Annotated in this window: 23 protein-coding genes; 13 read left to right on the top strand and 10 right to left on the bottom strand. The window is 68.7% G+C overall.

Annotated features, from left to right (window positions below; all coding sequences use genetic code 11):
• The first annotated feature begins 22 nt into the window (after window positions 1-22).
• From Q7J39_RS08000 to Q7J39_RS07975, 6 genes are all read left to right on the top strand, one after another.
• The gene (locus tag Q7J39_RS08000; RefSeq protein WP_215337490.1) at window positions 23-277 is read left to right on the top strand and encodes a DUF6489 family protein; all 255 of its coding nucleotides are present in this window, start codon (window positions 23-25) and stop codon (window positions 275-277) included.
• Window positions 274-1,608 carry a tRNA uridine-5-carboxymethylaminomethyl(34) synthesis GTPase MnmE gene (mnmE, locus tag Q7J39_RS07995; RefSeq protein ID WP_304822546.1) on the top strand — a complete coding sequence of 445 codons (1,335 nt, stop codon included), beginning with the start codon at window positions 274-276 and terminating at the stop codon, window positions 1,606-1,608. Before Q7J39_RS08000 ends, mnmE begins: the two co-directional genes overlap by 4 nt.
• Window positions 1,609-1,893: 285 nt before the next feature.
• A complete protein-coding gene (gene mnmG / locus Q7J39_RS07990) occupies window positions 1,894-3,744 on the top strand; it encodes a tRNA uridine-5-carboxymethylaminomethyl(34) synthesis enzyme MnmG (RefSeq protein ID WP_304822543.1) in 1,851 nt (616 codons plus the stop codon).
• Complete coding sequence (gene rsmG, locus Q7J39_RS07985; RefSeq protein WP_370690015.1) at window positions 3,744-4,400, top strand: 16S rRNA (guanine(527)-N(7))-methyltransferase RsmG; 657 nt, start codon at window positions 3,744-3,746, stop codon at window positions 4,398-4,400. The genes mnmG and rsmG overlap by 1 nt, the downstream gene beginning before the upstream one ends.
• Window positions 4,390-5,208, top strand: coding sequence for a ParA family protein (locus tag Q7J39_RS07980; protein ID WP_304822540.1), 819 nt, complete (start codon window positions 4,390-4,392; stop codon window positions 5,206-5,208). Before rsmG ends, Q7J39_RS07980 begins: the two co-directional genes overlap by 11 nt.
• Window positions 5,209-5,216: 8 nt before the next feature.
• Complete coding sequence (locus tag Q7J39_RS07975; protein ID WP_304822538.1) at window positions 5,217-6,089, top strand: ParB/RepB/Spo0J family partition protein; 873 nt, start codon at window positions 5,217-5,219, stop codon at window positions 6,087-6,089.
• Window positions 6,090-6,228: 139 nt separating this feature from the next.
• Here Q7J39_RS07975 and Q7J39_RS07970 read toward each other — a convergent pair whose 3' ends face one another.
• From Q7J39_RS07970 to Q7J39_RS07950, 5 genes are all read right to left on the bottom strand, one after another.
• Window positions 6,229-7,269 (bottom strand): alpha/beta fold hydrolase, encoded by a 1,041-nt coding sequence (locus tag Q7J39_RS07970; protein WP_304822535.1) that lies wholly within the window; start codon window positions 7,267-7,269, stop codon window positions 6,229-6,231.
• Window positions 7,269-8,321 (bottom strand): DNA polymerase III subunit delta, encoded by a 1,053-nt coding sequence (gene holA / locus Q7J39_RS07965; RefSeq protein ID WP_304822532.1) that lies wholly within the window; start codon window positions 8,319-8,321, stop codon window positions 7,269-7,271. The genes Q7J39_RS07970 and holA overlap by 1 nt, the downstream gene beginning before the upstream one ends.
• A 10-nt stretch (window positions 8,322-8,331) precedes the next feature.
• Window positions 8,332-8,823, bottom strand: coding sequence for an LPS assembly lipoprotein LptE (gene lptE / locus Q7J39_RS07960; RefSeq protein WP_304822529.1), 492 nt, complete (start codon window positions 8,821-8,823; stop codon window positions 8,332-8,334).
• 5 nt (window positions 8,824-8,828) lie between these two features.
• Complete coding sequence (gene leuS / locus Q7J39_RS07955; protein ID WP_304822526.1) at window positions 8,829-11,414, bottom strand: leucine--tRNA ligase; 2,586 nt, start codon at window positions 11,412-11,414, stop codon at window positions 8,829-8,831.
• A 119-nt stretch (window positions 11,415-11,533) separates the two neighbouring features.
• Complete coding sequence (locus Q7J39_RS07950; protein ID WP_370690014.1) at window positions 11,534-12,016, bottom strand: DUF3576 domain-containing protein; 483 nt, start codon at window positions 12,014-12,016, stop codon at window positions 11,534-11,536.
• A gap of 298 nt (window positions 12,017-12,314) precedes the next feature.
• Between Q7J39_RS07950 and Q7J39_RS07945 the strand changes: the two genes are divergently transcribed.
• Window positions 12,315-12,680: an NtrZ family periplasmic regulatory protein gene (locus Q7J39_RS07945; RefSeq protein ID WP_304822521.1), complete on the top strand. Its 366-nt coding sequence runs from the start codon at window positions 12,315-12,317 to the stop codon at window positions 12,678-12,680.
• Here Q7J39_RS07945 and Q7J39_RS07940 read toward each other — a convergent pair.
• Window positions 12,670-13,344 carry a thiamine phosphate synthase gene (locus Q7J39_RS07940; protein WP_304822519.1) on the bottom strand — a complete coding sequence of 225 codons (675 nt, stop codon included), beginning with the start codon at window positions 13,342-13,344 and terminating at the stop codon, window positions 12,670-12,672. The two genes, Q7J39_RS07945 and Q7J39_RS07940, sit on opposite strands and share 11 nt — an antisense overlap.
• Before the next feature lie 16 nt (window positions 13,345-13,360).
• Between Q7J39_RS07940 and Q7J39_RS07935 the strand changes: the two genes are divergently transcribed.
• Window positions 13,361-14,026, top strand: a complete 666-nt coding sequence (locus Q7J39_RS07935; RefSeq protein WP_304822516.1) for a YggS family pyridoxal phosphate-dependent enzyme — start codon at window positions 13,361-13,363, stop codon at window positions 14,024-14,026.
• Here Q7J39_RS07935 and Q7J39_RS07930 read toward each other — a convergent pair.
• Complete coding sequence (locus Q7J39_RS07930) at window positions 14,006-14,605, bottom strand: L,D-transpeptidase (RefSeq protein WP_370690013.1); 600 nt, start codon at window positions 14,603-14,605, stop codon at window positions 14,006-14,008. The genes Q7J39_RS07935 and Q7J39_RS07930 overlap by 21 nt on opposite strands.
• A gap of 57 nt (window positions 14,606-14,662) precedes the next feature.
• Between Q7J39_RS07930 and Q7J39_RS07925 the strand changes: the two genes are divergently transcribed.
• The 4 genes from Q7J39_RS07925 (at window position 14,663) to Q7J39_RS07910 (ending at window position 16,493) form a co-directional block, all read left to right on the top strand.
• Window positions 14,663-15,349 (top strand): response regulator transcription factor, encoded by a 687-nt coding sequence (locus Q7J39_RS07925; protein WP_304822806.1) that lies wholly within the window; start codon window positions 14,663-14,665, stop codon window positions 15,347-15,349.
• Between the two features lie 95 nt (window positions 15,350-15,444).
• Entirely contained in the window at window positions 15,445-15,630 is a 186-nt protein-coding gene (locus Q7J39_RS07920; protein WP_304822513.1) for a hypothetical protein, read from the top strand.
• A 66-nt stretch (window positions 15,631-15,696) separates the two neighbouring features.
• Window positions 15,697-16,080 (top strand): hypothetical protein, encoded by a 384-nt coding sequence (locus Q7J39_RS07915; protein ID WP_304822510.1) that lies wholly within the window; start codon window positions 15,697-15,699, stop codon window positions 16,078-16,080.
• Complete coding sequence (locus Q7J39_RS07910; RefSeq protein ID WP_304822506.1) at window positions 16,059-16,493, top strand: type II toxin-antitoxin system VapC family toxin; 435 nt, start codon at window positions 16,059-16,061, stop codon at window positions 16,491-16,493. Before Q7J39_RS07915 ends, Q7J39_RS07910 begins: the two co-directional genes overlap by 22 nt.
• Here the strand turns inward: Q7J39_RS07910 and xth are convergent.
• From xth to Q7J39_RS07895, 3 genes are all read right to left on the bottom strand, one after another.
• Window positions 16,490-17,296, bottom strand: coding sequence for an exodeoxyribonuclease III (gene xth / locus Q7J39_RS07905; protein WP_304822503.1), 807 nt, complete (start codon window positions 17,294-17,296; stop codon window positions 16,490-16,492). The genes Q7J39_RS07910 and xth overlap by 4 nt on opposite strands.
• Window positions 17,297-17,507: 211 nt before the next feature.
• Window positions 17,508-18,152, bottom strand: a complete 645-nt coding sequence (locus tag Q7J39_RS07900; RefSeq protein ID WP_304822500.1) for an outer-membrane lipoprotein carrier protein LolA — start codon at window positions 18,150-18,152, stop codon at window positions 17,508-17,510.
• A gap of 241 nt (window positions 18,153-18,393) precedes the next feature.
• Entirely contained in the window at window positions 18,394-20,508 is a 2,115-nt protein-coding gene (locus Q7J39_RS07895; protein WP_304822497.1) for a PAS domain-containing hybrid sensor histidine kinase/response regulator, read from the bottom strand.
• Window positions 20,509-20,625: 117 nt separating this feature from the next.
• On the opposite strand from Q7J39_RS07895, the gene lpxA reads away from it, so the two are divergent.
• Window positions 20,626-21,417: an acyl-ACP--UDP-N-acetylglucosamine O-acyltransferase gene (lpxA, locus tag Q7J39_RS07890; RefSeq protein ID WP_304822494.1), complete on the top strand. Its 792-nt coding sequence runs from the start codon at window positions 20,626-20,628 to the stop codon at window positions 21,415-21,417.
• Window positions 21,418-21,474 lie beyond the last annotated feature (57 nt).

Here is a 21,474-nt window from a genome sequence, read left to right as displayed (position 1 = left end):
TGCTTGAAGGAAGGGCCACGCCATGAAGATGACCATCGAGATCGACTGCACCCCCGTCGAAGCCCGCAGCTTCATGGGCCTGCCCGACGTCACCGCCTTGAACGACAAGCTGGTGGAAGAGATGCAGAAGCGCATGGAGAGCAACATCAACATGCTCTCCCCCGATGAGCTGATGAAGAACTGGACCGCCTTCGGGGTGGGCGCCCAGGAACAGTTCCGCAAGCTGATGTCCACCGCTGTCGACATGGGCATGGGCGGCGCTAACCGCCCGAAATGACCGACACCATCTATGCCGCCGCCACCGCCGCCGGCCGCGCGGCCGTGGCGGTCGTCCGTGTGTCCGGGCCCCAGGCGCGCGCCGCCGTGGCCGGCGTGGCCGGCAAGGTCCCCCGCCCCCGCCTGGCGGCCCTGCGCACCCTGAGGTCCGACAGCGGCCCCATCGACCAGGCCCTGGTGCTGTGGTTCCCCGGCCCGGCCAGCTATACCGGCGAGGACAGCGCCGAGTTTCACGTGCACGGCGGCCCCGCCGTGGTCTCCGCCCTGCTCGAGGCGCTGGCTGTCCAGGGCCTCCGCCTGGCCGAGCCGGGCGAGTTCACCCGCCGCGCCTTCGAGAACGGCAAGCTGGACCTGGCCCAGGCCGAGGGGGTCGCCGACCTGATCGAGGCCGAGACCGAGGCGCAACGCCGGCAGGCCCTGGCCCAGGTGGAGGGCGCGCTTGGCCGCGCCCACCAGCGCTGGCGCGGCGACCTCATCGAGGCCCTGGCCAATTTTGAGGCCGCCGTCGACTTTCCCGACGAAGAGGTCCCCGCCGAGGTGGCCGACCGGGCCCGGCCGCACCTGGAGCGACTGATCGCCGACCTGCGCCTGGCCGTGGCCGATGTGGATCGCGGCGAGCGGATCCGCGAGGGCTTCCGCATCGCCCTGGTGGGCGCCCCCAACGCCGGCAAGTCTACCCTGCTGAATGCGCTGGCCGGTCGGGAGGCGGCCATCGTAACGGCCACGCCGGGGACGACCCGGGACGTTATCGAGGTCCCGATGCGGCTGGCCGGCTACAAGGTGCTGCTGGCCGACACCGCGGGCCTGCGCGACACTCCCGACGAGATCGAGGCCGAGGGCGTGCGCCGGGCCCGGGCCTGGGCGGCGTCCGCCGACCTGCGGATCTGGGTGGTGGACGGAGCCTCCTCCGCCATCGACCCGCCGCCGGAGGAGCTGACCGCGGGCGATCTCTGCGTGATCAACAAATCCGATCAGCCCCCCGGCGACGACACCAGCCGCGCCTTGGTGGAGTCCCGCGCCCTTGAGCTGGAGATGCACCGGATCAGCGCGCGCGAGCCCACCCACGTGGGTGCGATCCTTGCGGCCCTGACGGACCAGGTGCTGCAACGGCTCTCGGGCCACGAGCTCCCCACCGCCACCCGCCTGCGTCACAAAGACTTGCTCGCCGAGGCCCTGGTGCGACTGGAGCACGCCCTGGCCGTGGACGGCGCCCCCGAACTGGCCGCCGAGGATGTGCGCCTGGCCGGCCGCGCCCTGGACCGCATCACAGGGCGCATCGACCCCGAGGACGTGCTGGACCGCGTGTTCGCCACCTTCTGCATTGGAAAATAAGGTGTTTCACGTGGAACAGGCGGCGAGGTCCTAGCCCCCTCCGTCTCCTCGCTGCGCTCGGATCCACCTCCCCCGACTCGCGCTCCGCGCTTGGGGGAGGAACTGGCGCTTCTAATTCCTCCCCCAGGCCGCAGGCATATCGGGGGAGGTGGCGCGCGCAATATGCCCGTGACCGAAGGGGCTGGGGCCTCTCCCCCTTCCCAGTAAGACTCTTTCACGTGAAACCCCCCCGGCCTTCCGCTATAGGAACCCCCCGCCCATGTGGGGTGGAAGCGGAGCCTGCGCGTGACCTCCTGGGACGTGATCATCATCGGCGGCGGCCATGCGGGCTGTGAGGCCGCGGCGGCGTCTGCGCGGTTCGGCGCCCGGACCCTGCTGCTGACTCACAAGCTTGAGACCATCGGCGAAATGTCCTGCAATCCGGCCATCGGCGGCCTGGGCAAGGGCCACTTGGTGCGCGAGATCGACGCCCTGGATGGGGTGATGGGTCGGCTGGCCGACGTGGCCGGCATCCAGTTCCGGCTGCTGAACCGCTCCAAGGGCGCCGCAGTGCGTGGCCCCCGGGCCCAGATCGACCGCCGGCTCTATCGCGAGGCCATGCAGGCCGAGATGGCCGCCACGCCGAACCTCACCGTCAAGGCCGAGGCCGTCGAGGACCTGCTGGTAGTGGACGGCCAAGTGACCGGCGTCGTCGGCGCAAGCGGTGAAATCTATTCCGCCGGCCGTGTGGTCCTGACCACCGGCACCTTCCTGAAGGGCGTGATCCACCAGGGCGAACAGCGCATTCCTGCCGGCCGGGTCGGCGAGGCGCCGGCCATCGGGCTGTCGGACCGGCTCTACGCGCTGGGCCTCGACATGGGGCGCCTCAAGACCGGCACCCCGGCGCGGCTGGTGGCCTCCACCATCGCCTGGGACAGGCTGGAGATGCAGGGCGCCGACGAGGTCGCCTCCCCCTTCTCGTTCCTGACCGACAAGATCACCACGCCGCAGATCGCCTGCGGGGTCACCTACACCAATGCCCAGACCCACCAGATCATCGCCGAGCGACTGAGCGAGTCGGCGGTCTATGGCGGGCGGATCAACGGCCGCGGCCCCCGCTACTGCCCCTCCATCGAGGACAAGGTGGTCCGCTTCGCCGACAAGACCGCCCATCAGATCTTCCTGGAGCCCGAGGGCCTGGACGACGACACCGTCTATCCCAACGGCATCTCCACCTCGGTGTCGCCGGACACTCAGGACCTGTTCCTGCGCACGATCGTCGGGCTGGAAAACGTCCAGGTCCGCCGCCACGGCTATGCGATCGAGTACGACTATGTCGATCCGCGCGAACTGTCGGCGACCCTGGAGGTCAAGCGCCTGCCGGGGCTTTACCTGGCCGGCCAGATCAACGGCACCACGGGCTATGAGGAGGCCGCGGCCCAAGGCCTGGTGGCCGGGCTGAACGCCGCCCGCGCCGCCTCGGGCGCCGAGCCCGCCATCTTCGGCCGCGACGAGGCCTATATCGGGGTGATGATCGACGACCTGGTGACCCGGGGCGTCACCGAGCCCTATCGGATGTTCACCAGCCGCGCCGAGTTCCGCCTGACCCTGCGCTCCGACAACGCCGACCAGCGGCTGACGGCAAAGGGCATGGCCCTAGGTTGCGTTGGTGTTTCACGTGAAACGGCTTTCAATTCAAAGTCCGCCGCCCTGGCCGCCGCCCGCGGCCGCGCCGCCGAGCTGACCCTGACCCCCGACAAGGCCGCCAAGGCGGGCCTGCCGGTGAAGGCCGACGGCCAGCGTCGCGACCTGACCCAGCTGCTGGCCTACCCCACGATCTCCTTCGAGGACCTGACGACCATCTGGCCCGAGATCGCCGCCTGGGACCCCCAGGTGCGCGAGCAGGTGGAGATCGACGCCGCCTATTCCGGCTATCTGGGCCGCCAGGAGGCTGACGTCGCCGCCTTCCGCCGCGACGAAAACCTGCGGCTGCCGGCCGAGCTGGACTATTCCAGGGTCGGCGGGCTGTCCAACGAGGTCCGCGACAAGCTCACCGCCATCCGGCCCCTGACATTGGGCCAGGCCGCGCGGATCGAGGGCGTGACCCCCGGAGCGCTCACCGCCCTGCTGGCCCATGTCCGCCGGCGGGCCGCCTGATGTCCGACGCCCTTCCGACCGAGGTCGTGCCCATCGAGGTCGAGACCGCCGCCGATTTCGCCATGGCCACCGGCGCCGACGAAAGCGTCATCGCCGACCTCCAGCAATACCGGTCATACCTGGAGGACTGGAACCAGAAGATGAACCTGGTGGGCCCCTCCACCCTCGACATCTTCTGGTCGCGGCACGCCTGGGATTCGGCCCAGATCCTGCCCCTGGAGCCGCAGGCCCTGACCTGGGCGGATCTCGGCGCGGGCGCAGGTTTGCCGGGTATTGTGCTGGCGATCCTTCAGAAAAACCGCCCCGGCTTCCACATCCATCTCGTGGAAAGTATGGCCAAGCGCTGCCGCTTCCTGACCGAGGTGGTGACCGCCCTGAACCTTCCGGCGACGATTCACAATTCACGTGCGGAGGACTTGTCCCTGACTGTGGATATCGTCACCGCCCGGGCTTGCGCGCCGATGACCCGGTTGCTTGGGTATGCCCAGCCCTACCTGAAGCGCGGCGCCACCGCCCTGTTCCTCAAGGGGCAAGATGTGGCGGCTGAGATGGAAGAGGCCTCTAAATCCTGGACCTTCGAGGCCGAAGTGCTCCCCAGTTTCAGTGATGCGCGCGGGCGCATCGTACGGGTTAGGAAGTTGCGCCGTGGCCGCTGATCAGACACCGCATCGGGCGCTCCGCGTCCTGGTGGTCGCCAACCAGAAGGGGGGCGTGGGCAAGACCACGACCGCCATCAACCTGGGCACAGCGCTGGCCGCGGTCGGCGAGCGGGTGCTGCTGATCGATTCCGATCCGCAGGGCAACGCCTCGACCGGCCTCGGCATTCCGCACGCCAAGCGCAAGGTCACCCTCTATGACGTGCTGATGGGGGACGCCCCCATCACCGACGCCATCGTCGCCACCGCCCTGCCCGGCCTGGACATCGTCCCGGCCCACGCTGACCTCTCCGGCGTCGAGCTGGAGCTGGGCCAGCAGGCCCGCCGCTCGTTCAAGCTGCGCGACGCCATCGATCCGATCCGCCAGGCGGGCTCTTACACCTATGTGCTGATCGACTGCCCGCCGTCCCTGAACCTGCTGACCGTCAACGCCATGGCGGCGTCGGATGCGGTGCTGGTGCCCCTGCAGTGCGAGTTCTTCGCGCTGGAAGGCCTCAGCCAGCTGATGCGCACCGTCGAGCTGGTGCGGGGCAGCCTCAATCCGAACCTGGAGATCCAGGGGGTGGTGCTGACCATGTATGACCGGCGCAACAGCCTGTCGGAACAGGTGGCCAAGGACGTGCGCCACCACTTCGGCGGCACGGTCTACGCCACGGTGATCCCCAGGAACGTCCGGGTGTCCGAGGCGCCCAGCTTCGGCAAGCCGGTGCTGGTCTATGACCTGAAATGCGCCGGCAGCCAGGCCTATCTGAAGCTGGCCCGCGAAGTGGTGCTGCGTGAGCGCGATCGCCGCGCCAAGGCCGCCTGAGGAAAACGATGATGGTCGAGAAACGCGGACTGGGCCGGGGGCTGTCGGCCCTGCTGGGCGAGGTTGAGGAAACCCCGGTGGATGCGGGGGCCGCTGGCGGCCTGCGCGACATTCCCATCGAGCTGATCCATCGCAACGAGAAGCAGCCCCGTTGGGTGTTCTCGGAGGACGAGATCGAGGAACTGGCCGCCTCGATCCGTGAGAAGGGCGTGCTGCAGCCGATCCTGGTGCGGCCCGCGCCGGACATGGACGGCCACTATGAGATCGTCGCCGGCGAGCGCCGCTGGCGCGCCAGCCAGAAGGCGGGCCTGCACGTCCTGCCGGCCCTGGTCCGTGAGCTGGGCGACGCCCAGGTCCTGGAGATCGGGGTCATCGAGAACGTCCAGCGTTCGGCCCTCAACCCCATCGAAGAGGCCAGCGCCTATCAGCAGCTGGTGGAGATCCACGGCCGCAGCGCCGCCGAGGTGGCCGACGCGGTCGGCAAGAGCCGCAGCCACGTCGCCAACCTGGTCCGCCTGCTGGCCCTACCTGATCCGGTCCGGCACTACCTGATGGGGGGCCAGATCACCGCGGGTCACGCGCGCGCCCTGCTCGGCGCCGATGACCCCCTGGCCCTGGCCGACCTGGTGATCGCCAGGGGTCTGTCGGTGCGCGACACCGAATCACTGGTCCGCAAGTCGGCGAACGGTGGCGCGGCGCCCAAGGTCTCGGCGCCGAAGCCCCCCAAGGATACCGACACCCAGGCCCTGGAAGTCGACCTGTCGGAAGCGCTCGGCCTGACCGTCGAGGTGATCGACAAGGGCGGGGTCGGTGAGCTGCGGGTGAAGTATGCCAGCCTCGAACAGCTCGACGAGGTCTGCAGGCGCCTGACCCGCGCCTAGGTCCGAAAACCGCCAAACAAAAATCGGCTCTGTGGCGCACAGCGGGCGGCGATGCGTATGCCAGCACGGGCCTTGCGCGAAGGCCTGTGGATAGATCGGCCACGTGAAGGCGTAACTAGCTGATTTACCAGCGATAATCCTAGTTATTCAGGAGGGGCGCAATCGGCGGTTTTTCGCCCGTTTTCGGCAAGGCCTTGGACCGAGCCTTCACGATCACCTCGGAGATCGCCCCGATGACCACGTCGGGCTTCTCGCTGTGAATATTGTGGCCGCTGCCCAGCACCAGGCGATTAGATCCGCCGGCCGACAGGGCGGCGGCCTCGTCATGCATCCATGACCATAGCCGGGCCACGGCGGCCTGGTCGGCGACCGGGATCGAGGGATCCTTGGACGTGCCCTCGGCGGTCAGCACGATGAGGGGGATATCCCCCAGGCTGGTCTTGGCGGACTCGACCTGGGTGGAGTCCGGTTCGGCCACGCTCTCGATCTCCGAGAGACGCTGTTCCGCCGCGGCGGGATCGGCGCGCTGGGCGATGACGCGGGCGCGCAGGTCGTCGGGCCACTCGGCGGGGGGATCGCCGCCGCAGGCCGCCCACCCCGCCCCGCCCGGCTTCAGGGTTCCCGCCTTGGCGAGGTCGGCGCAGCGGCGGGTGGTGGTGATTTCGCCCTGGGTGACGGCGGCCACGGTCGGAGACACCGCGGCGAACCGCTTGTCCTGATGCGGATTGGCCGGGTCCACCAGCACCATGCCCGCCACCTGCTCGGGATAGCGCGACGCGTAGAGCCGCATGTCCATCCCGCCCAGGGAATGGCCCACCAGGATGTAGGGACCGGGGAAGTCCGGCGTCTGCAACGCGGCGCGCAGGTCATCGACGATGGAGGCGGTGTCGCGCGGCAGGGGGCCTGGGCTGCTGAAGCCCATCCCCGCCCGGTCCATGGCGCAGACCCGGGTCATGGTGGCCACCTGAGGCTGCACGCTGCGCCAGCTGAGCGCCGAGGCGCCCCAGCCGCCGTCGAGGATCACCAGCGGGCCGCCGAGGCCGGAGCAGTGGAAGTGCAGCTTCCGGCCGTCCGGCAGGGTGACCAGGGTCTGGGGGGTGGCATAGGCGGCCAGCAGGTCGGTCTGCGCGACCGCCGGGGTGGCCAGCAGGACGGCGGCGGCGAAGAGAAGGCGTCGCATCAGAGGCCCAGCCGCTTGGCCCGTCCGGCGATCTGCAGGGCCAGCCGCTCGGCGATCAGGGCGTCGGGTGAGCCCGCCGTCTTGCACGCCTTGTCGGCGGCCAGCACCTCGGGCTGGATGCGGTCGAGTTCCGGCAGGGTCCAGGTGCGGGCCTGGCGCAGGAATTCCCGCTCGCTCTTCCAGAACACGCCAGAGGCCTTGGCGGCCTCCTGCAGGCCCGCGCCGGACTTGGCCAGGGTAAGGGTGCGGCGCATGCGGCCCAGATACATGCCGAGCGCCCGGACGGCGGCGGGACCGCCCTCCCCTTCGGCGGCGGCGCGGCGCAGGCCGGCCTGGGCTTCGGCCAGGCGACCGCCGAAGGCGTCGGCGGCGGCGTCGGAGAGCGAGGCCTCCGGCTCGACGCCGAGGAAGTCCTCGAGGTCCTTGGGCGTGGCGGTCATGCCGCTGCCGGGGCCGAGGAACAGGGCCAGGCGCTCGATCTCCTGGCGGGCCACGCCGCGCTCCTTGGGCATGCGGCCGACGAAGACCTGCAGGGCCTCGCTGGTCAGGCCCACCCCGTCCTTGGCCAGGTTCTCGCGCACCAGGCGCGCGACATCGCCGGGCTCGTCCTCATAGCAGGGGATGGTCGCCGCGCCGGCGGCCTTCTCGGCGGCCTTGCGCAGGGCCGAGTTGCGGTCGAGATTCCCGGCCTCGATCAGCAGGAAGGCGTCGGGGTTGAGTTCGCCGGCGGCGTGACGGGTCAGGGCCTCGGCGGTCATCTTGTCCAGCGCCGCCTTCTCGGTGGCGAACTTCAGCCGCACTAGGCGTCGGCCGCCCATCAGCGATTGGGCCGCCAGCTCGCCTTCCAGCCGCGCCCCGTCGCTGTCGAGGTCGCCGTCGGTGAGCAGGGCCACATCGAAGGGGTCGTCAGGCCGGTCGCAGACCTTTTTCGACAGCTGGTTGGCGCGGTCGCGCACCACCCCCATGTCGCGGCCATAGATCAGAGCCGCGCGGATGGTCTTATCCGGCGACCCCAGGAAACGCTCGATGTCCGGCCGCTTGGCGAGGATCATCGGGCGATTCCTAAGACTTGCCGGCCAGCCAGGTGGCGAGCTCGAGCTCGATCTTGCGGGCGGCCTCGCCGGCGGCGCGGTCCTGGGCGTCCTGCTGGGCGGCGATCGAGGCATAGGGCTGGTCGGCGGAGTCGTAGGTCACCTCGACCCGCACGCGGCCCACCTTGGCCGTGCCCCCGGTGGCGGTGGAGACCAGGGTATAGGCGGCGGTCAGCACGTATTCGTAGCGGGTGGCGACGTTGTCGACCCGGATCCCGCGGGGATAGCGCTGCTCGGAGATCTGCAGGTCCATCCGGTATTGCGGCTTGAGGTTGGAGTCGCGGGAGAGCGCGTCGTCCAGGTGCTCGCGCATCAACTGGCCGGCCCTGCCCGTGGGGGCCGAGACCTGCACCGAGGAAAGGGCCGCGCCGACCCCGGGGCGTCCGTACAGCGGCGTGAAGCCGCAACCCGCCAGGGCGAGGGCGGCGAGCGCCAGGGCGCCGATGCTTGCGATGCGAGCCATGTGCCTCAGCTTGCCACGATGTTGACGATGCGATCCTTGACCACGATCACCTTGCGGATCGTGAGGCCCTCAAGGCGCCGTGCGATCTCGGGATCGTCAAGCACCATCTTCTCGACATCGGCCGGTTCGGCCCCGGCCGGCGCGGAAATCTCGCCCCGGCGCTTGCCGTTGACCTGAACCGGCAGGATGCGGATGGCGTCCTGCGTCAGGGCCGGATCGAAGTCGGGCCACGGCGCGGAGACCACCATGCCTTCGCCGCCGATGCGGGCCCAGGCCTCCTCGGCCAGGTGGGGGGTGAAGGGCGACACCAGGCGGGCGAAGGCCGACAGGGCCTCGGACCGCGCCGCCAGCAGGGCGGGGCTCGCGCCCTCGGCCGGAGCGGCCTTCAGGGCGTTCAGGAACTCGTACAGGCGGGCGATGCCAGAATTGAACCGGAAGCCCTCCACGGCCTCGGTGACCGCCTTGACGGTGCGATGGGTGGCGACCCGCAGGGCCATGGCCTTGGGGTCGGACGCGATATCAGCGGCGGCGACGGCCTCCGGCTGGGCGTCGAACTCGGCCCAGACCCGGTTGACGAAGCGCCAGGCCCCTTCAACCCCAGAGGTCGACCAGATGGAATCCCGCTCGGGCGGTGAGTCCGACAGCACGAACAGTCGCGCGGCATCGACGCCGTAGACCTCGAAAATGTCGCCCGGCGCCACGGTGTTGCGCTTGGACTTCGACATCTTCTCGATGTCGCCGATGATCACTGGCTGGCCGTCGGAGACGCGGACGGCGCGGCGGGTATTGCCCTCCGCCGTGATCTCCAGCTCCTTGGGCTCGACCCAGTCGCCGTTCTGCAGGCGGTAGGTCTCGTGGGTGACCATCCCTTGGGTGAACAGGCCGGCGAAGGGCTCGCGGGCCTCCAGCATCCCGGCGTCGGCCAGGGCGCGGTTTACGAAGCGGGCATAGAGCAGGTGCAGGACCGCGTGCTCGATACCCCCCACATATTGGTCCACCGGCATCCAGTAGTCGGCGGCGGCCTTGTCGATCGGGTCGGCGGCGGTGGGGTCGGTGAAGCGGGCGAAGTACCAGGACGAGTCCACGAAGGTGTCCAGGGTGTCGGTCTCACGCGTCGCCGGGCCACCGCAGTCGGGGCAGGTGGTTTCTTTCCAGGTGGGGTGGCGGGCCAGGGCGTTGCCGGGCTTGGAGAAGTCCAGATCCTGCGGCAGGGCGACGGGCAGCTGGCTCTTCGGCACGGCGACCACGCCGCATTTTTCGCAATGGACCACCGGCACCGGGCAGCCCCAGCCGCGCTGGCGGGCCACGCCCCAGTCGCGCAGGCGGAACACCGTCGCGCCCTGGCCCAGGCCCAGGGCTTCGATGCGGGCGATGGCGGCGGCCTTGGCGGGCTCGATCTCCAGGCCGTCCAGGTCGGCGGAGCGGAAGATGGTTCCGGGACCGGTATAGGCCTCAGCGCCCACGTCATAGGTGGCGGGGTCCTCGCCGGGGGGCAGGACCACCGGCTTGACCGGGAGTGCGTACTTGCGGGCAAAGTCCAGGTCGCGCTGGTCGTGGGCCGGGCAGGCGAAGATGGCGCCCGTGCCGTAGTCCATCAGGATGAAGTTGGCGATCCAGACCGGCAGCCGCCAGGTCGGGTCGAAGGGGTGGGCCACGGTCAGGCCGGTGTCGAAGCCGATCTTCTCGGCGGTTTCGATCTCGGCCTCCGAGGCGCCGCCCTTGCGGCAGGCCTCGATGAAGGCCTGGGCCTTGGGATCCTTGGCGGCGATCTGCTGGGCCAGGGGGTGATCGGGGGCCACGCCGACAAAGCTCGCGCCGTACAGGGTGTCGGGACGGGTGGTGTAGACCTCCAGGCCGGACTCAAAGCCTTCCGGGGCGGCGTCGGCCCACTTGAAGCTGAACTTCAGGCCCTTGGAGCGGCCAATCCAGTTCTCCTGCATCAGCCGGACCTTGTCGGGCCAGCGGTCCAGGGTCTTCAGGCCCTCCAGCAGGGCGTCGGCATAGTCGGTGATGCGCATGAACCACTGGTTCAGCTTGCGCTTCTCCACCACCGCGCCGGATCGCCAGCCGCGGCCGTCCACCACCTGTTCGTTGGCCAGGACGGTCTGGTCGACGGGGTCCCAGTTCACCACGCCCTCGCGGCGATAGACCATGCCGCGGGCCATCAGATCGATGAACCAGGCCTGCTGCTGGCCATAGTAGGCCGGATCGCAGGTGGCGAATTCGCGGGACCAGTCGATGGACAGGCCCAGCTGCTTCAGCTCGGCCCGCATCTTGTCGATATTGGCGTAGGTCCAGGCGCGCGGATCGACGCCGCGCTCCATGGCGGCGTTCTCTGCGGGCAGGCCGAAGCCGTCCCAGCCCATGGGGTGCAGGACGTTGAAGCCGCGGGCGCGCTTGAACCGGGCGTTGGCGTCGCCGAGCGTGTAGTTGCGCACATGGCCCATGTGCAGGCTCCCCGACGGATAAGGGAACATCTCCAGGGCATAGTATTTCGGGCGCGCGTGATCGATCTGCGCGCGGAACACGTCGGCGTCGGCCCAGGCCTTACGCCACTTGGGTTCGACTTCTTTGGGATTGTACCGGGCCATGGCGGGGGCTTAGCGCGCTTTCACTGAGGAAGGGAAGCGGCCGGACACGCCGAGAGCGCGCCGACCTGATGAGTTCGGCGCGCCCGGTATTTGTCAGATCCCCGAACGCGTCGGAGGCGTTAGCCCCGGATGTTCGAGAGCTTAAGCTGACGCGCCTTGGTCAGGATGGCGTTTTCGATGTCGGTCTCGGTTTGGCTGGCCGAAGGCGCGTCCACCCAGGTCCCCGCTGCGTCGCGGGTCTGCTTGAAGACCGCCACGTTCAGGCCATCGGCGCGAAGGCGCGCATCCAGGATATAGACCGTGCACTTGAAGCGCTCGTCGGCCTTTTCCGGATTGATGTACCAGTCGGTGATCACCACCCCGCCATAGGGGTCGGCAGATGCGAGCGGCATGAAGGCCAGGGTGTCGAGGGTCGCCCGCCACAGATAGCCATTGACGCCGATGGTCGGCTGCTCGCTGGCCGGGGCGGACTTGCCGCGCCCGCCGAGGCCGAATCGGAAACCGCCCTCTTCCTGGCTCTGGAAGGTCTTGGGGCCGCCACTTGAGCAGGCCGCGAGCGCCGAAAGGCTGAGGGCCAAGACCCCCGTCGCCACGCCACGCATCCAAACTCCACGCACAAACGGCATATATCCGCTCCCAGTCGCTGTTTCGCGTCGGTATCTCGCCGCGTCGCCGCCCCCGCGCCGGATGCCTCTATAGCAACGCCCAAAGCGGCGCCAAACAGGAATCGCGTGGCTCCGCCGCCACAGGCGCCAACCATCTGCCTACAGAGGCAGCCTGCGGCGCCTTGGCGTGTTGACCTCACCGGCGGCGCGACTTTAATCGCATCAACGGTCTCGCTCCTCATGGCGGGGCCGGGGCTTAGGGGCCATATAGGTGGTTATGTTCAATCGGACGGTCATGGCGCTGGTCGGCGCGGCTCTCATCTCGAGCGCCGGATCGATGGCTCATGCCCAAACGACGAAGAAGACCACCGACTTTTCCGTGCGTAGCGAGACCTCGGCTCTGGCGCCGCCTCAGGCGGCCAAGGCGCTGAAGTTCGATGCGCGCAAGGGGCGCTGGGGGGTAACGCTCAACCTGCAGGAACCGGACGGCCGGGACAGGCAGTGGAACGACGTGCAGGCGGGCGCCTATTTCCGCGTGACGCCGTCGCTCCGGGTCGGCGGCGCTGTCGCCCTCGGGGAGAAGGAAACGCCCATGTACAAGAAGACCGAGCCGCAGGAAGGCGCCCCGCGCGTCCGCCTCGAGACCGCCTTCAAGTTCTAAGGGTCAAGATGGACCGATCAAACGAGCCGCCTTTGGGCGGCTTTTTTGATTCTATTTCCTCCCCCGTTCGCTTCTCGACAGGGGAGGCAAGGAACACCTCCACCCCGGCGATGCCGACCACCCCTGTGGCTAACAGCCGTGCAGCGGTGGTCTGGCTGACGCCCCCCAACGCGTAGACGGGACACCCGCTGATCCGGACGATCTGGGCCAGGCGCATGGGCCCCAGCGGCTTGCCGGCCGACGGGCTGTTCGACGGAAAGATCGCCGAGACCACCACGGCGTCGACCTGCGCCCGCGCGGCGCGAGGGGTGTGGGCCGCGGCCGTGATCAGCCACCCGGGGTGTCGCGCCCTCATCCGCGCTGCGTGGGAGGCCAGGCGCTCGGGCAGGTGGACGCCGTCCGCGCCGACCCGCGCGGCGAGGCTTTCGTCGGCGCCGATCAGCAGTGTCAGGCCGCGCCGGCGGGCTATCGCCTTCAGCCTCAGGGCCACGATGTCGGCGTCCGGCGACCCGAAGGCCCGGTAGACGATGGCTGAACCCTTCGGCAGGCGCGCCGCGATCGCCTCCGGATCGGGGGTCCGGACGGGATCGGTGAAATAGAGCAGATGGGGCAGGGGCTTTCGCGTAAGCGCGCGCCGCCGTAAGCAGGCCCCCGTCCGCGCCACTGTCCAGAACCCAGCTATGACCCGCTCCTTCGATCCCACCGCCGCCCGCGCCGACATCCTGGCCCGTATCGCCGTTGCGGCGAAGGCCTCCGGGCGCGAACCGGGGGATGTGACCCTGGTGGCGGTCTCCAAGCAACAGCCCTGGGAGCGGGTGGCGACGATCCAGGAGACCGGCCAGGCGGTGTTCGGCGAGAACCGGGTGCAGGACGCCATGGCGGCCTGGGAAAACCACCGCGACGGCGTCGAACTGCGCTTGATCGGGCCGTTGCAGACCAACAAGGTCAAGGAGGCGGTGGCCTTCTTCGACGTCATCGAGACCCTGGACCGCGAAAAGCTGGCGGTGGCGCTCGCCGCCGAGATGCAGAAGCAGGGCAAGGCGCCCAGGCTCTATGTGCAGGTCAATACCGGCGAGGAAGAGCAGAAGGCCGGGGTGATCCCCGCCGAGGCCGACGCCTTCATCGCCGCCTGCCGCGACACCCATGCCCTGACGATCGAGGGTCTGATGTGCATTCCGCCCGCGCAGGAGCCGCCGGGGCCGCACTTCGCCCTGCTTTCCAAGATCGCCGCCCGCAACGGGATCGAAAAGCTCTCCATGGGGATGAGCGACGACTTCGAGACCGCCGTGCGGTTCGGCGCCACCAGCGTGCGGGTGGGCTCGGCCCTATTTGGTCCGCGGGGGTAGGACGTTCAAGGTCGGCCGATGCGGCTTCCGCGCCTCGTCCATATGCTCCATGGCGTCCAGGAACGGGTGCGGGTTGACGTCGACGATGGAGATCGCCGAGCCTGGCTCGGCCTTGCCGATCAGTTCCAGAACGTCCCAGGCCTGCAGGGCCACGCAGCCCTCGGTGGGCTCCCAGTTGGGCCGCGCCACGTGCAGGAATATGGCCGAGCCCATCAGCGGCACGACCGGATCGTCGTTGTGGGCCAGGACCAGGACGAAATCGTAGACCTTGTCCTCTCGCCACATCTGCTCGGCGCTGGCCGGGTAGGGCAGGCTGACCGGCCGGTTGTAGTTGGGATCGCCTGGCGCATCGCACCAGCCGTCATTGGGGGCGAGGGCCTTCACCGGCAGGCGGCTCTGCGGCGCCGGGGTGCGGTCGGGGCGGTACAGGACATGACGGATCGGCCATACCCCAAGGGGCGAACAGCCGTCCCCCTCGCGCTTGTCGGCCGCCGGGATCACCCCGCCCTTGCCGAGCGCGCAACGGGTTTCGCGGCCCGCGAGATCGAACCGGCCGTCTGACATCGCCGTGAACAGCACGTCTCAATCCCCCTGAGCGGTTGGCGCAGGACGCCAACACGGTGCATGTTCGCGCCCATGGCCCAACGCAAGACTCTACTCGTCGTCGATGACAATGATGATCTGCGCGGCGAACTCGCCGAGCAACTGGAACTGCACGAAGAATTCGCCGCCATCCAGGCGGCTACCGCAGGAGACGGGGTGCGGCAGGCGGTTGAAGCCCGCCCCGACCTGATCCTGCTGGACGTCGACCTGCCCGACATGGACGGCCGGGAGGCGTGCAAGCTGATGCGCGCCAAGGGGGTGACCTCCCCGGTGATCATGCTGACCGCCGCCGATACCGACGACGACGCTATCCGCGGTCTCGATTCCGGGGCCAACGACTACGTCACCAAGCCCTTCAAGTTCGCCGTCCTGCTGGCCCGTATCCGTTCGCAGCTGCGCAGCCATGAGCAGTCGGAGGGGGCGGTGTTCCACCTGGGCGCCTATGAGTTCCGGCCCTCGGCCAAGATGCTGGTGGACGCCAATCAGAAGAAGATCCGGCTGACGGAAAAAGAGACCAACATCCTGAAGTACCTCTACCGGGCCGGCGAAAAGCCGGTGAGCCGCGAGGAGCTGCTGGCCGAGGTGTGGGGCTACAATGCCGGGGTCACCACCCACACCCTGGAAACCCACGTCTACCGCCTGCGCCAGAAGATCGAGCCCGATCCCGGCAATGCGCGCCTGCTGCTGACCGAGGCCGGCGGCTACCGCCTGGCGCCTTGAGCCCCGCGCCCGGATTGGGCGCCTGACCGGGTTCGTTTGAGATCGCCGGCGCCTATCCTGGGCTCCTGACACGGAGCGCGGCGATGGAACGGCTGGTGACCAAGGGACCCTGGCGCGAAGCCTGGGGCGCGGCCTTCCCCAGGCGCCGCCCGCGATCGCAACAGCAACTGGCCCTGCTCCACGGCTTCGGCGCGGGCCTGACGGCCGGCGGCGCGATGATGCTGATGGCGTTCAGCTTCGGCATCGCGGTGGGGATATTGCTGGACGGGACGCCGGTGTGAGGCATCTAAAAGGTATTTACAGCTTTAAAGTTGCTTCTACGGTGAGCCTGAAGAGGAGGCTTCGCCATGGGCAAGTACGATCCGCTTGAGACATTCCTGCAAGGCCAACACGGGGACCGTGTCTCTGTGAAGTTCTCTGAGGTCGAGCGAGTTCTTGGCTTCAAGCTGCCGGCGTCCAAGCAGTATCCGGCTTGGTGGAGCAACAATCCCTCCAACAATCCGATGACCAAGACATGGCTCCGCGCAGGCTACATGACCGAGCAGGTCGACACGGCTGCGGAACGGTTGGTCTTCCGCCGCACCCAGCCGCTGAAAGGGGGCTCTGCCGGCGCTACGCCGCGATCCGGCGGCTTTCCGGGCTACGGCGCCATGAAGGGGACGGTTCGCCTGACCAGGGGCGTCGACCTCTCCGCACCGGCCGATCCGGAATGGGCTTCGGTGTTCGAGTGACGGCAGCTCTCCTGCTGGATACCTGCGCGCTCATATGGATCTCCCAAGCCGAGCCCATCGAAGATAGAGCCAGGGTTGCGCTCGACGATCTGTGGAGGGCGGGGGCCGCGCCCCAGGTTTCGCCGATCAGCGCGTGGGAAATCGGCCTCCTTGTCGCTCGGGGACGGCTGTCTTTGACGATGTCACCGGCGCGTTGGTGGGATTTATCGGTGGAGCGGATCGGCTTGGAGGTCGCGACCATGCCGCCCAGCCTGTTGATCGCCTCGACCCAGCTTCCGGGCTTGCCACCGAACGATCCGGCCGATCGAATTATCGCTGCGACGGCTCGCGAAGCGGGTCTCCGGGTCATGACCCGGGACGGCAAGCTCCTGGCCTACGGGGAAGCCGGCAACCTCGACACGATCGTCTGCTAAAGCCCGAAGTCGGCGCTCACCGGGGCGTGGTCGCTGGGGCGTTCCCATTCACGGACGTCGTCGTGGACCCGGGCCGCGGCGGCCCCTTGCCGGAACGCGGCTTCGCGCAAGCCGGGCGAGATCAGCACATGGTCCAGGCGCAGGCCGCGGTTCGAGGCCCGGAAATCGGCGGCGCGGTAGCTCCACCAGGAGAACAGCTTCTGCGGATCGGGGATGGCCTCGCGCACCAGGTCGGTGAACTGGCCGGCGGCCATCAGCTTGGCGAAGGCCTCCAGCTCGATAGGCGTGTGGCTGACGATCTTCGACATCTGCTTGTGGCTCCAGACGTCAAACTCGCCGGGCGCGACGTTCAGATCGCCGACGATGGCCAGGGGCGCCTTGGGATCGCGGCGCGCCATCTCGACGGTGAGCTTCTCGTAGAAGTCCAGCTTGTGGTCGAACTTGGCGTTGACCGTGCGGTCGGGAACGTCGCCGCCGGCCGGGATGTAGAAGTTCTGAATCTCCACCCCGGCCACCTTGGCCGAGACGCAGCGGGCGTGGCCCTCGCGGCAGACATCCAGGGGCGCGACCTCCTCGAAGGGCAGGCGCGAGGCGATGGCGACGCCGTGCCAGCCCTTCTGGCCGGCGATCTTGATGTGGGGCAGGCCCATGTCGATGAAGGCCTGGCGGGGGAACTCCCCCTCCTGGCACTTGATTTCCTGCAGGGCCAGGACATCGGGCGCCTGCTCGTCGACGAAGCGGGCGACCTGCTCGGCGCGCAGGCGGACGGAGTTCACATTCCAGGTGCAGAGACGGAGGCGCATGCGCTGGCTTTAACCGGGCTTTGCGGGAAAAGAAAACGCCCGGGCACTGGAGAAAGCCCGGGCGTAGTGATGTCTCTCATGCCGCCGCCGGGAGGGGATAGGTTCCGGCACGGAACACGCCCGCTCGCACAGGCGCCATGCGTGTCATTAATGCAACGAAGAATAGAAATGTCAACCAGATTCATAAGCGAGGTTGCCTGTTGTCTGATTGTCACATTTTGGCGCGGCCCACTGATTTGGGGCGGGGGTCGTTGAGCACGAACAGGGTCGGCGCAAGGCCGGAGGCGCGCTGCAGGCCGCTAAGGCGGATGCGGGTCGCCTGGCCCTGGGCGTCGCTCACAGTCCAGCCGATCAGGGCCATGGGGCTGTTTGAGAAGGTCAGGGTGATCTGGCCCTCCGCCTGCTTCTTGCCGTCGCGGGCGGTGATCGTGAAGCCGTCGGCCAGGCGGGTGACGTCGCTGATCACCACGCCCCGGTCCAGCTTGATCTGACGGGCGAGGAAGATGGAGAGCGGCGTCGCCATCAGCGGATAGCGATCGAAGGTCTTCAGGCGCGAATCGGCCACCGAGACATTGGCCCCGTCGGCCACCACCAGCAGGCCCGAGGGCGCCTCATAGGCGAAGCGGGCCTTGCCGGGGCGCTTCAGATAGACGGTCCCCTGGGTGCTCACCCCCCGGGCGTCGGTCTGGACGAAGCGGCCCTTGGCCTCGGTCAGGCCCTGCAGATAGGCCGCGGCCTTGTCCACCAGGACGCGGTCGTCGGCCGTCAGCGGGGCGATCGCCGGGCGGGCGGCGAGCGCCGGCAGCGGCAGGGCGGCCAGGCCCAGAGCCAGGGCGCGGCGGGTCAGTCGGGTCATCAACCAGGCTCCATTTCGCGCAGAAACCTATAGAGGCGGCGCGGCGTCAATAGGGCGGGAGAACGGGTCAGGGCGCGTGGCGTTCCAAATTCCGCCCCCATCGGGGGAGGGGGACCGCCGTAGGCGGTGGAGGGGGCTAGGGCCTTGCCGCGTCCACGGGCCTAACCCCCTCCGCCTCGCGGCCCTTGGCCACGATCCACCTCCCCCGGAGCGCGCTACGCGCTGGGGGAGGAATTGGGAGCTAAGCCACCTCGTGCGCCCGGCCCGGCCATTCCGACAGCACGGCCAGCAGGCGGGCGGGCTCGATGGGCTTGCCCAGGTGGTCGTCCATGCCGGCGTCGAGGCACTTCTGGACCTGGTCGGGCAGGACATTGGCGGTCATGGCGATGATCGGCAGCCCCTTCAGGCGGGGCAGATTCAGGGCGCGGATGGCGCGGGTGGCGGTCAGGCCGTCCATCACCGGCATCTGCACGTCCATCAGCACCAGGTCAAAGGCCTGGTCCTGGACCTTGGCCAGGGCCTGTTCGCCATTCTCCGCGGTCTCGATGACGACATCGAAGGGGCGCAGCAGGGCGGCGATCAGCTCGCGATTCACCGCAACGTCCTCCACCACCAGCAGGCGCAGAGGTTCCTCCAGGTCGAGGGTCTCCGGCTCGGCTTCGGTCTCGTCCTCCAGGGCGTCGGTGCGCGGCAGGACAAGCTCGAACCAGAAGGTGGAGCCCTGGCCCGGGACCGAGGTGGCCCCGATGGTCCCGCCCATCAGCTCGACCGTGCGCTTGCAGATGGCCAGTCCAAGGCCGGTGCCGCCGTACTGGCGAGAGACCGAGGCGTCGGCCTGGGTGAAGCGCTCGAAAAGCAGTTCGATCTGCTGTGGCGTGACGCCAATCCCGGTGTCAGCCACCTCCACCCGCATCCGGCCGCAGTCGTTGTCGACCTCCTGCTGGATCAGGGTCAGGGTGACGCCGCCCTCCGACGTGAACTTGATGGCGTTGGAGACGAAGTTCAGCAGCACCTGGCGGATGCGCGAGGCGTCCCCCAGCAGGGGGGCGATCTCGCCGCGGGTCTCCACGGTCAGGGTCAGGCCCCTGGCCCGCGCCTGCTCGGTCATCAACTCGGCGATGGCCCTGACCGGGGTGTGGGGATCGAAGGGCCGGGCCTCCACCTCCACCGCGCCGGCCTCGAGGCGGGAGAAGTCGAGCACGCTGTTGACCAGTTCCAGCAGGGTGGTGCTGGCGTCGTGGATCAGGGCCGCGTGATGGGCGTCCTGCGCCTCCAGGCGCGGGGAGCGGCGCAGGATCCCGGAGAAACCGACGATGGCGTTGAGCGGCGTGCGCAGCTCATGGGTCATGTTGGCCAGGAAGTCGGACTTGGCCGCGGCGGCGTCCTCCGCCCGCTGACGGGCCTCCACCAGCTCGGTCTCCAGGGCCTTGCGGGCGTCGATCTGGCGCGACACCGAGATGATCTGAGTTGCGTCACCGGCCTGGACCAGTCCGAAATTGGTCTCCACCCACACCGGGCGCCCGGTCTTGTGGACGATCCGGTACTGCAGGGTCATCTCGCCGCCGCGTTCCACCATGGCGGCCAGTTCGCGGGGCACCCAGGTGGCGTCGTCAGGGTGCAGGTAGGTGTAGTTGTGGGTGGCGAACAACTCTTCCACCGAATAGCCCATGGCCCGTTCGATGGAGGGCGACAGGTAGCGTCGGACGCCGTCCAGGTCGTTCAGGGCGATGACGTCGGTAATGTTGTCGGCCAGCATCCGATACTGAAGCTCGGAGGTCCGCAGGCGGGCCTGGGCGTCCTCGAACTTGCGACGGGCCGCCAGGGTGCGGACCACCGCGTCACTGGCGAAGGCCAGGGACATGATCATCAGGCCGAACACGGGGAGCTTGGGCATGTTCAGGGGATTGGGGGCGAAGGCCAGGCACCAGATCAGGATGCCGGCGCCGGGCAGGGCGCCCCCCACCACGAAGCCCAGGGGCGACTGATAGGCGTGGGTCTGGGCGAAGAAGATCACCGACAGCCACAGCGTCATCCCGGTGACCGCGCCCGCCGCCGTGCCGCTGCTCCACAGCAGGGCGCCCAGGGTCATCCAGGAGATGCAGCCGAAGCCGACTGTGGAGAGTTGGATCAGCCGCCGACGGGGGCTGGCCTTGAAGCCCAGGAATTGCCGGCGCGAGGCCAGCAGGCAGATGCCCTCGGAAATCGATTGGGCCAGGAGGAAGAGCGCGCAGGACTGCCAGGGCAGCAGGTTTGAGGCCAGGGCCGCGACGATGGCGGTTGTGGCCATCCGCTGGGGAAACCCCTGGTAGGTCTTGGCGGCCAGTTCATCGAGGCCGTCATCGAGCAATGCGCGCATGTGAGCCTCGAATCCTCGCATATTCCTATACTTAGGTCCCTTTCAGCGGAATTACCGGTCGCAAACGGTCACGCAAGTTGAATTGTCGCGGGGCCTTCCCGGGGCCAAGGCTCGACCATGAGCCTAATCCATCCCACCGCCGTCATCGCCTCGGGCGCGCAGATCGCCGCTGATGTGGAGATCGGCGCCTATGCGGTGATCGGGCCGCAGGTGCGGCTGGCGCCCCGCAATGTGGTGGGGCCGCACGCGGTGATCGAGGGCCGCACCGAGATCGGCGAGGGCAATCGCTTCCTGCAGTTCTGCGCCATCGGGGCCGGTCCCCAGGTCGAGGGCTGGGCCGGTGAGGCCGGCGGTCTGGTGATCGGTTCGAACAACGTCTTCCGCGAATTCGTCACCGTCCACGCCTCGACAGGGCCGGAGCCCACGAAGATAGGGTCGCGCAACATGATCATGACGGGCGCTCACGTGGCGCATGACTGCGTGCTCGGCGACGACATCCGGCTGGCCAACGCCGCGACCCTGGGGGGCCACGTGGAGATCGCCGATTTCGCCCAGGTCAGCGGCCTGACCGCCATCCATCAGCACAGCCGCATCGGGACCCACGCCTTCGTCGCCGGCGGCGCCATCGTCACCCAGGACGTGCCGCCCTTCTGCCTGGTGCAGGGGGACCGCGCCCGGCTGGCGGGGCTGAACGCCGTGGGCCTGAAGCGGGCCGGGTTCAGCCCCGCCGAGATCGCCGAGCTGCGCCGGGCCTATCGGACGCTGTTCCTGGGGACCGGCCCCATGACCGATCGCCTGGCCACCGCGCGTCTGGGCGCCGGCGCCTGCACGACAGCCCTGGTGGCGTTCCTGGAACGCCCGGGGCGAGGCTGCATCTCCACCCAGAGAAGCCGCAGGCTCGCGGCCTAGAGCCTGATCCGTTGAGGAGGAACCGCTTTGCGGTTCCTCCTCAACGGATCAGGCTCC

Origin of the sequence: Phenylobacterium sp. (assembly GCF_030651185.1) — a bacterium.
Lineage (GTDB): Bacteria > Pseudomonadota > Alphaproteobacteria > Caulobacterales > Caulobacteraceae > Phenylobacterium.
This window is presented reverse-complemented; position numbering and strand designations above follow the sequence as displayed.

Excerpts from the sequence above, each read along its gene's own strand:
- Q7J39_RS08000 (WP_215337490.1), top strand. The coding sequence starts at position 23 with ATGAAGATGACCATCGAGATCGACTGCACCCCCGTCGAAGCCCGCAGC.
- mnmE (WP_304822546.1), top strand. The coding sequence starts at position 274 with ATGACCGACACCATCTATGCCGCCGCCACCGCCGCCGGCCGCGCGGCC.
- rsmG (WP_370690015.1), top strand. The coding sequence starts at position 3,744 with ATGTCCGACGCCCTTCCGACCGAGGTCGTGCCCATCGAGGTCGAGACC.
- Q7J39_RS07975 (WP_304822538.1), top strand. The coding sequence starts at position 5,217 with ATGATGGTCGAGAAACGCGGACTGGGCCGGGGGCTGTCGGCCCTGCTG.
- Q7J39_RS07970 (WP_304822535.1), bottom strand. The coding sequence starts at position 7,269 with ATGCGACGCCTTCTCTTCGCCGCCGCCGTCCTGCTGGCCACCCCGGCG.
- holA (WP_304822532.1), bottom strand. The coding sequence starts at position 8,321 with ATGATCCTCGCCAAGCGGCCGGACATCGAGCGTTTCCTGGGGTCGCCG.
- lptE (WP_304822529.1), bottom strand. The coding sequence starts at position 8,823 with ATGGCTCGCATCGCAAGCATCGGCGCCCTGGCGCTCGCCGCCCTCGCC.
- leuS (WP_304822526.1), bottom strand. The coding sequence starts at position 11,414 with ATGGCCCGGTACAATCCCAAAGAAGTCGAACCCAAGTGGCGTAAGGCC.
- Q7J39_RS07950 (WP_370690014.1), bottom strand. The coding sequence starts at position 12,016 with ATGCGTGGCGTGGCGACGGGGGTCTTGGCCCTCAGCCTTTCGGCGCTC.
- Q7J39_RS07945 (WP_304822521.1), top strand. The coding sequence starts at position 12,315 with ATGGCGCTGGTCGGCGCGGCTCTCATCTCGAGCGCCGGATCGATGGCT.
- Q7J39_RS07935 (WP_304822516.1), top strand. The coding sequence starts at position 13,361 with ATGACCCGCTCCTTCGATCCCACCGCCGCCCGCGCCGACATCCTGGCC.
- Q7J39_RS07925 (WP_304822806.1), top strand. The coding sequence starts at position 14,663 with ATGGCCCAACGCAAGACTCTACTCGTCGTCGATGACAATGATGATCTG.
- Q7J39_RS07915 (WP_304822510.1), top strand. The coding sequence starts at position 15,697 with ATGGGCAAGTACGATCCGCTTGAGACATTCCTGCAAGGCCAACACGGG.
- Q7J39_RS07910 (WP_304822506.1), top strand. The coding sequence starts at position 16,059 with ATGGGCTTCGGTGTTCGAGTGACGGCAGCTCTCCTGCTGGATACCTGC.
- xth (WP_304822503.1), bottom strand. The coding sequence starts at position 17,296 with ATGCGCCTCCGTCTCTGCACCTGGAATGTGAACTCCGTCCGCCTGCGC.
- Q7J39_RS07900 (WP_304822500.1), bottom strand. The coding sequence starts at position 18,152 with ATGACCCGACTGACCCGCCGCGCCCTGGCTCTGGGCCTGGCCGCCCTG.
- Q7J39_RS07895 (WP_304822497.1), bottom strand. The coding sequence starts at position 20,508 with ATGCGCGCATTGCTCGATGACGGCCTCGATGAACTGGCCGCCAAGACC.
- lpxA (WP_304822494.1), top strand. The coding sequence starts at position 20,626 with ATGAGCCTAATCCATCCCACCGCCGTCATCGCCTCGGGCGCGCAGATC.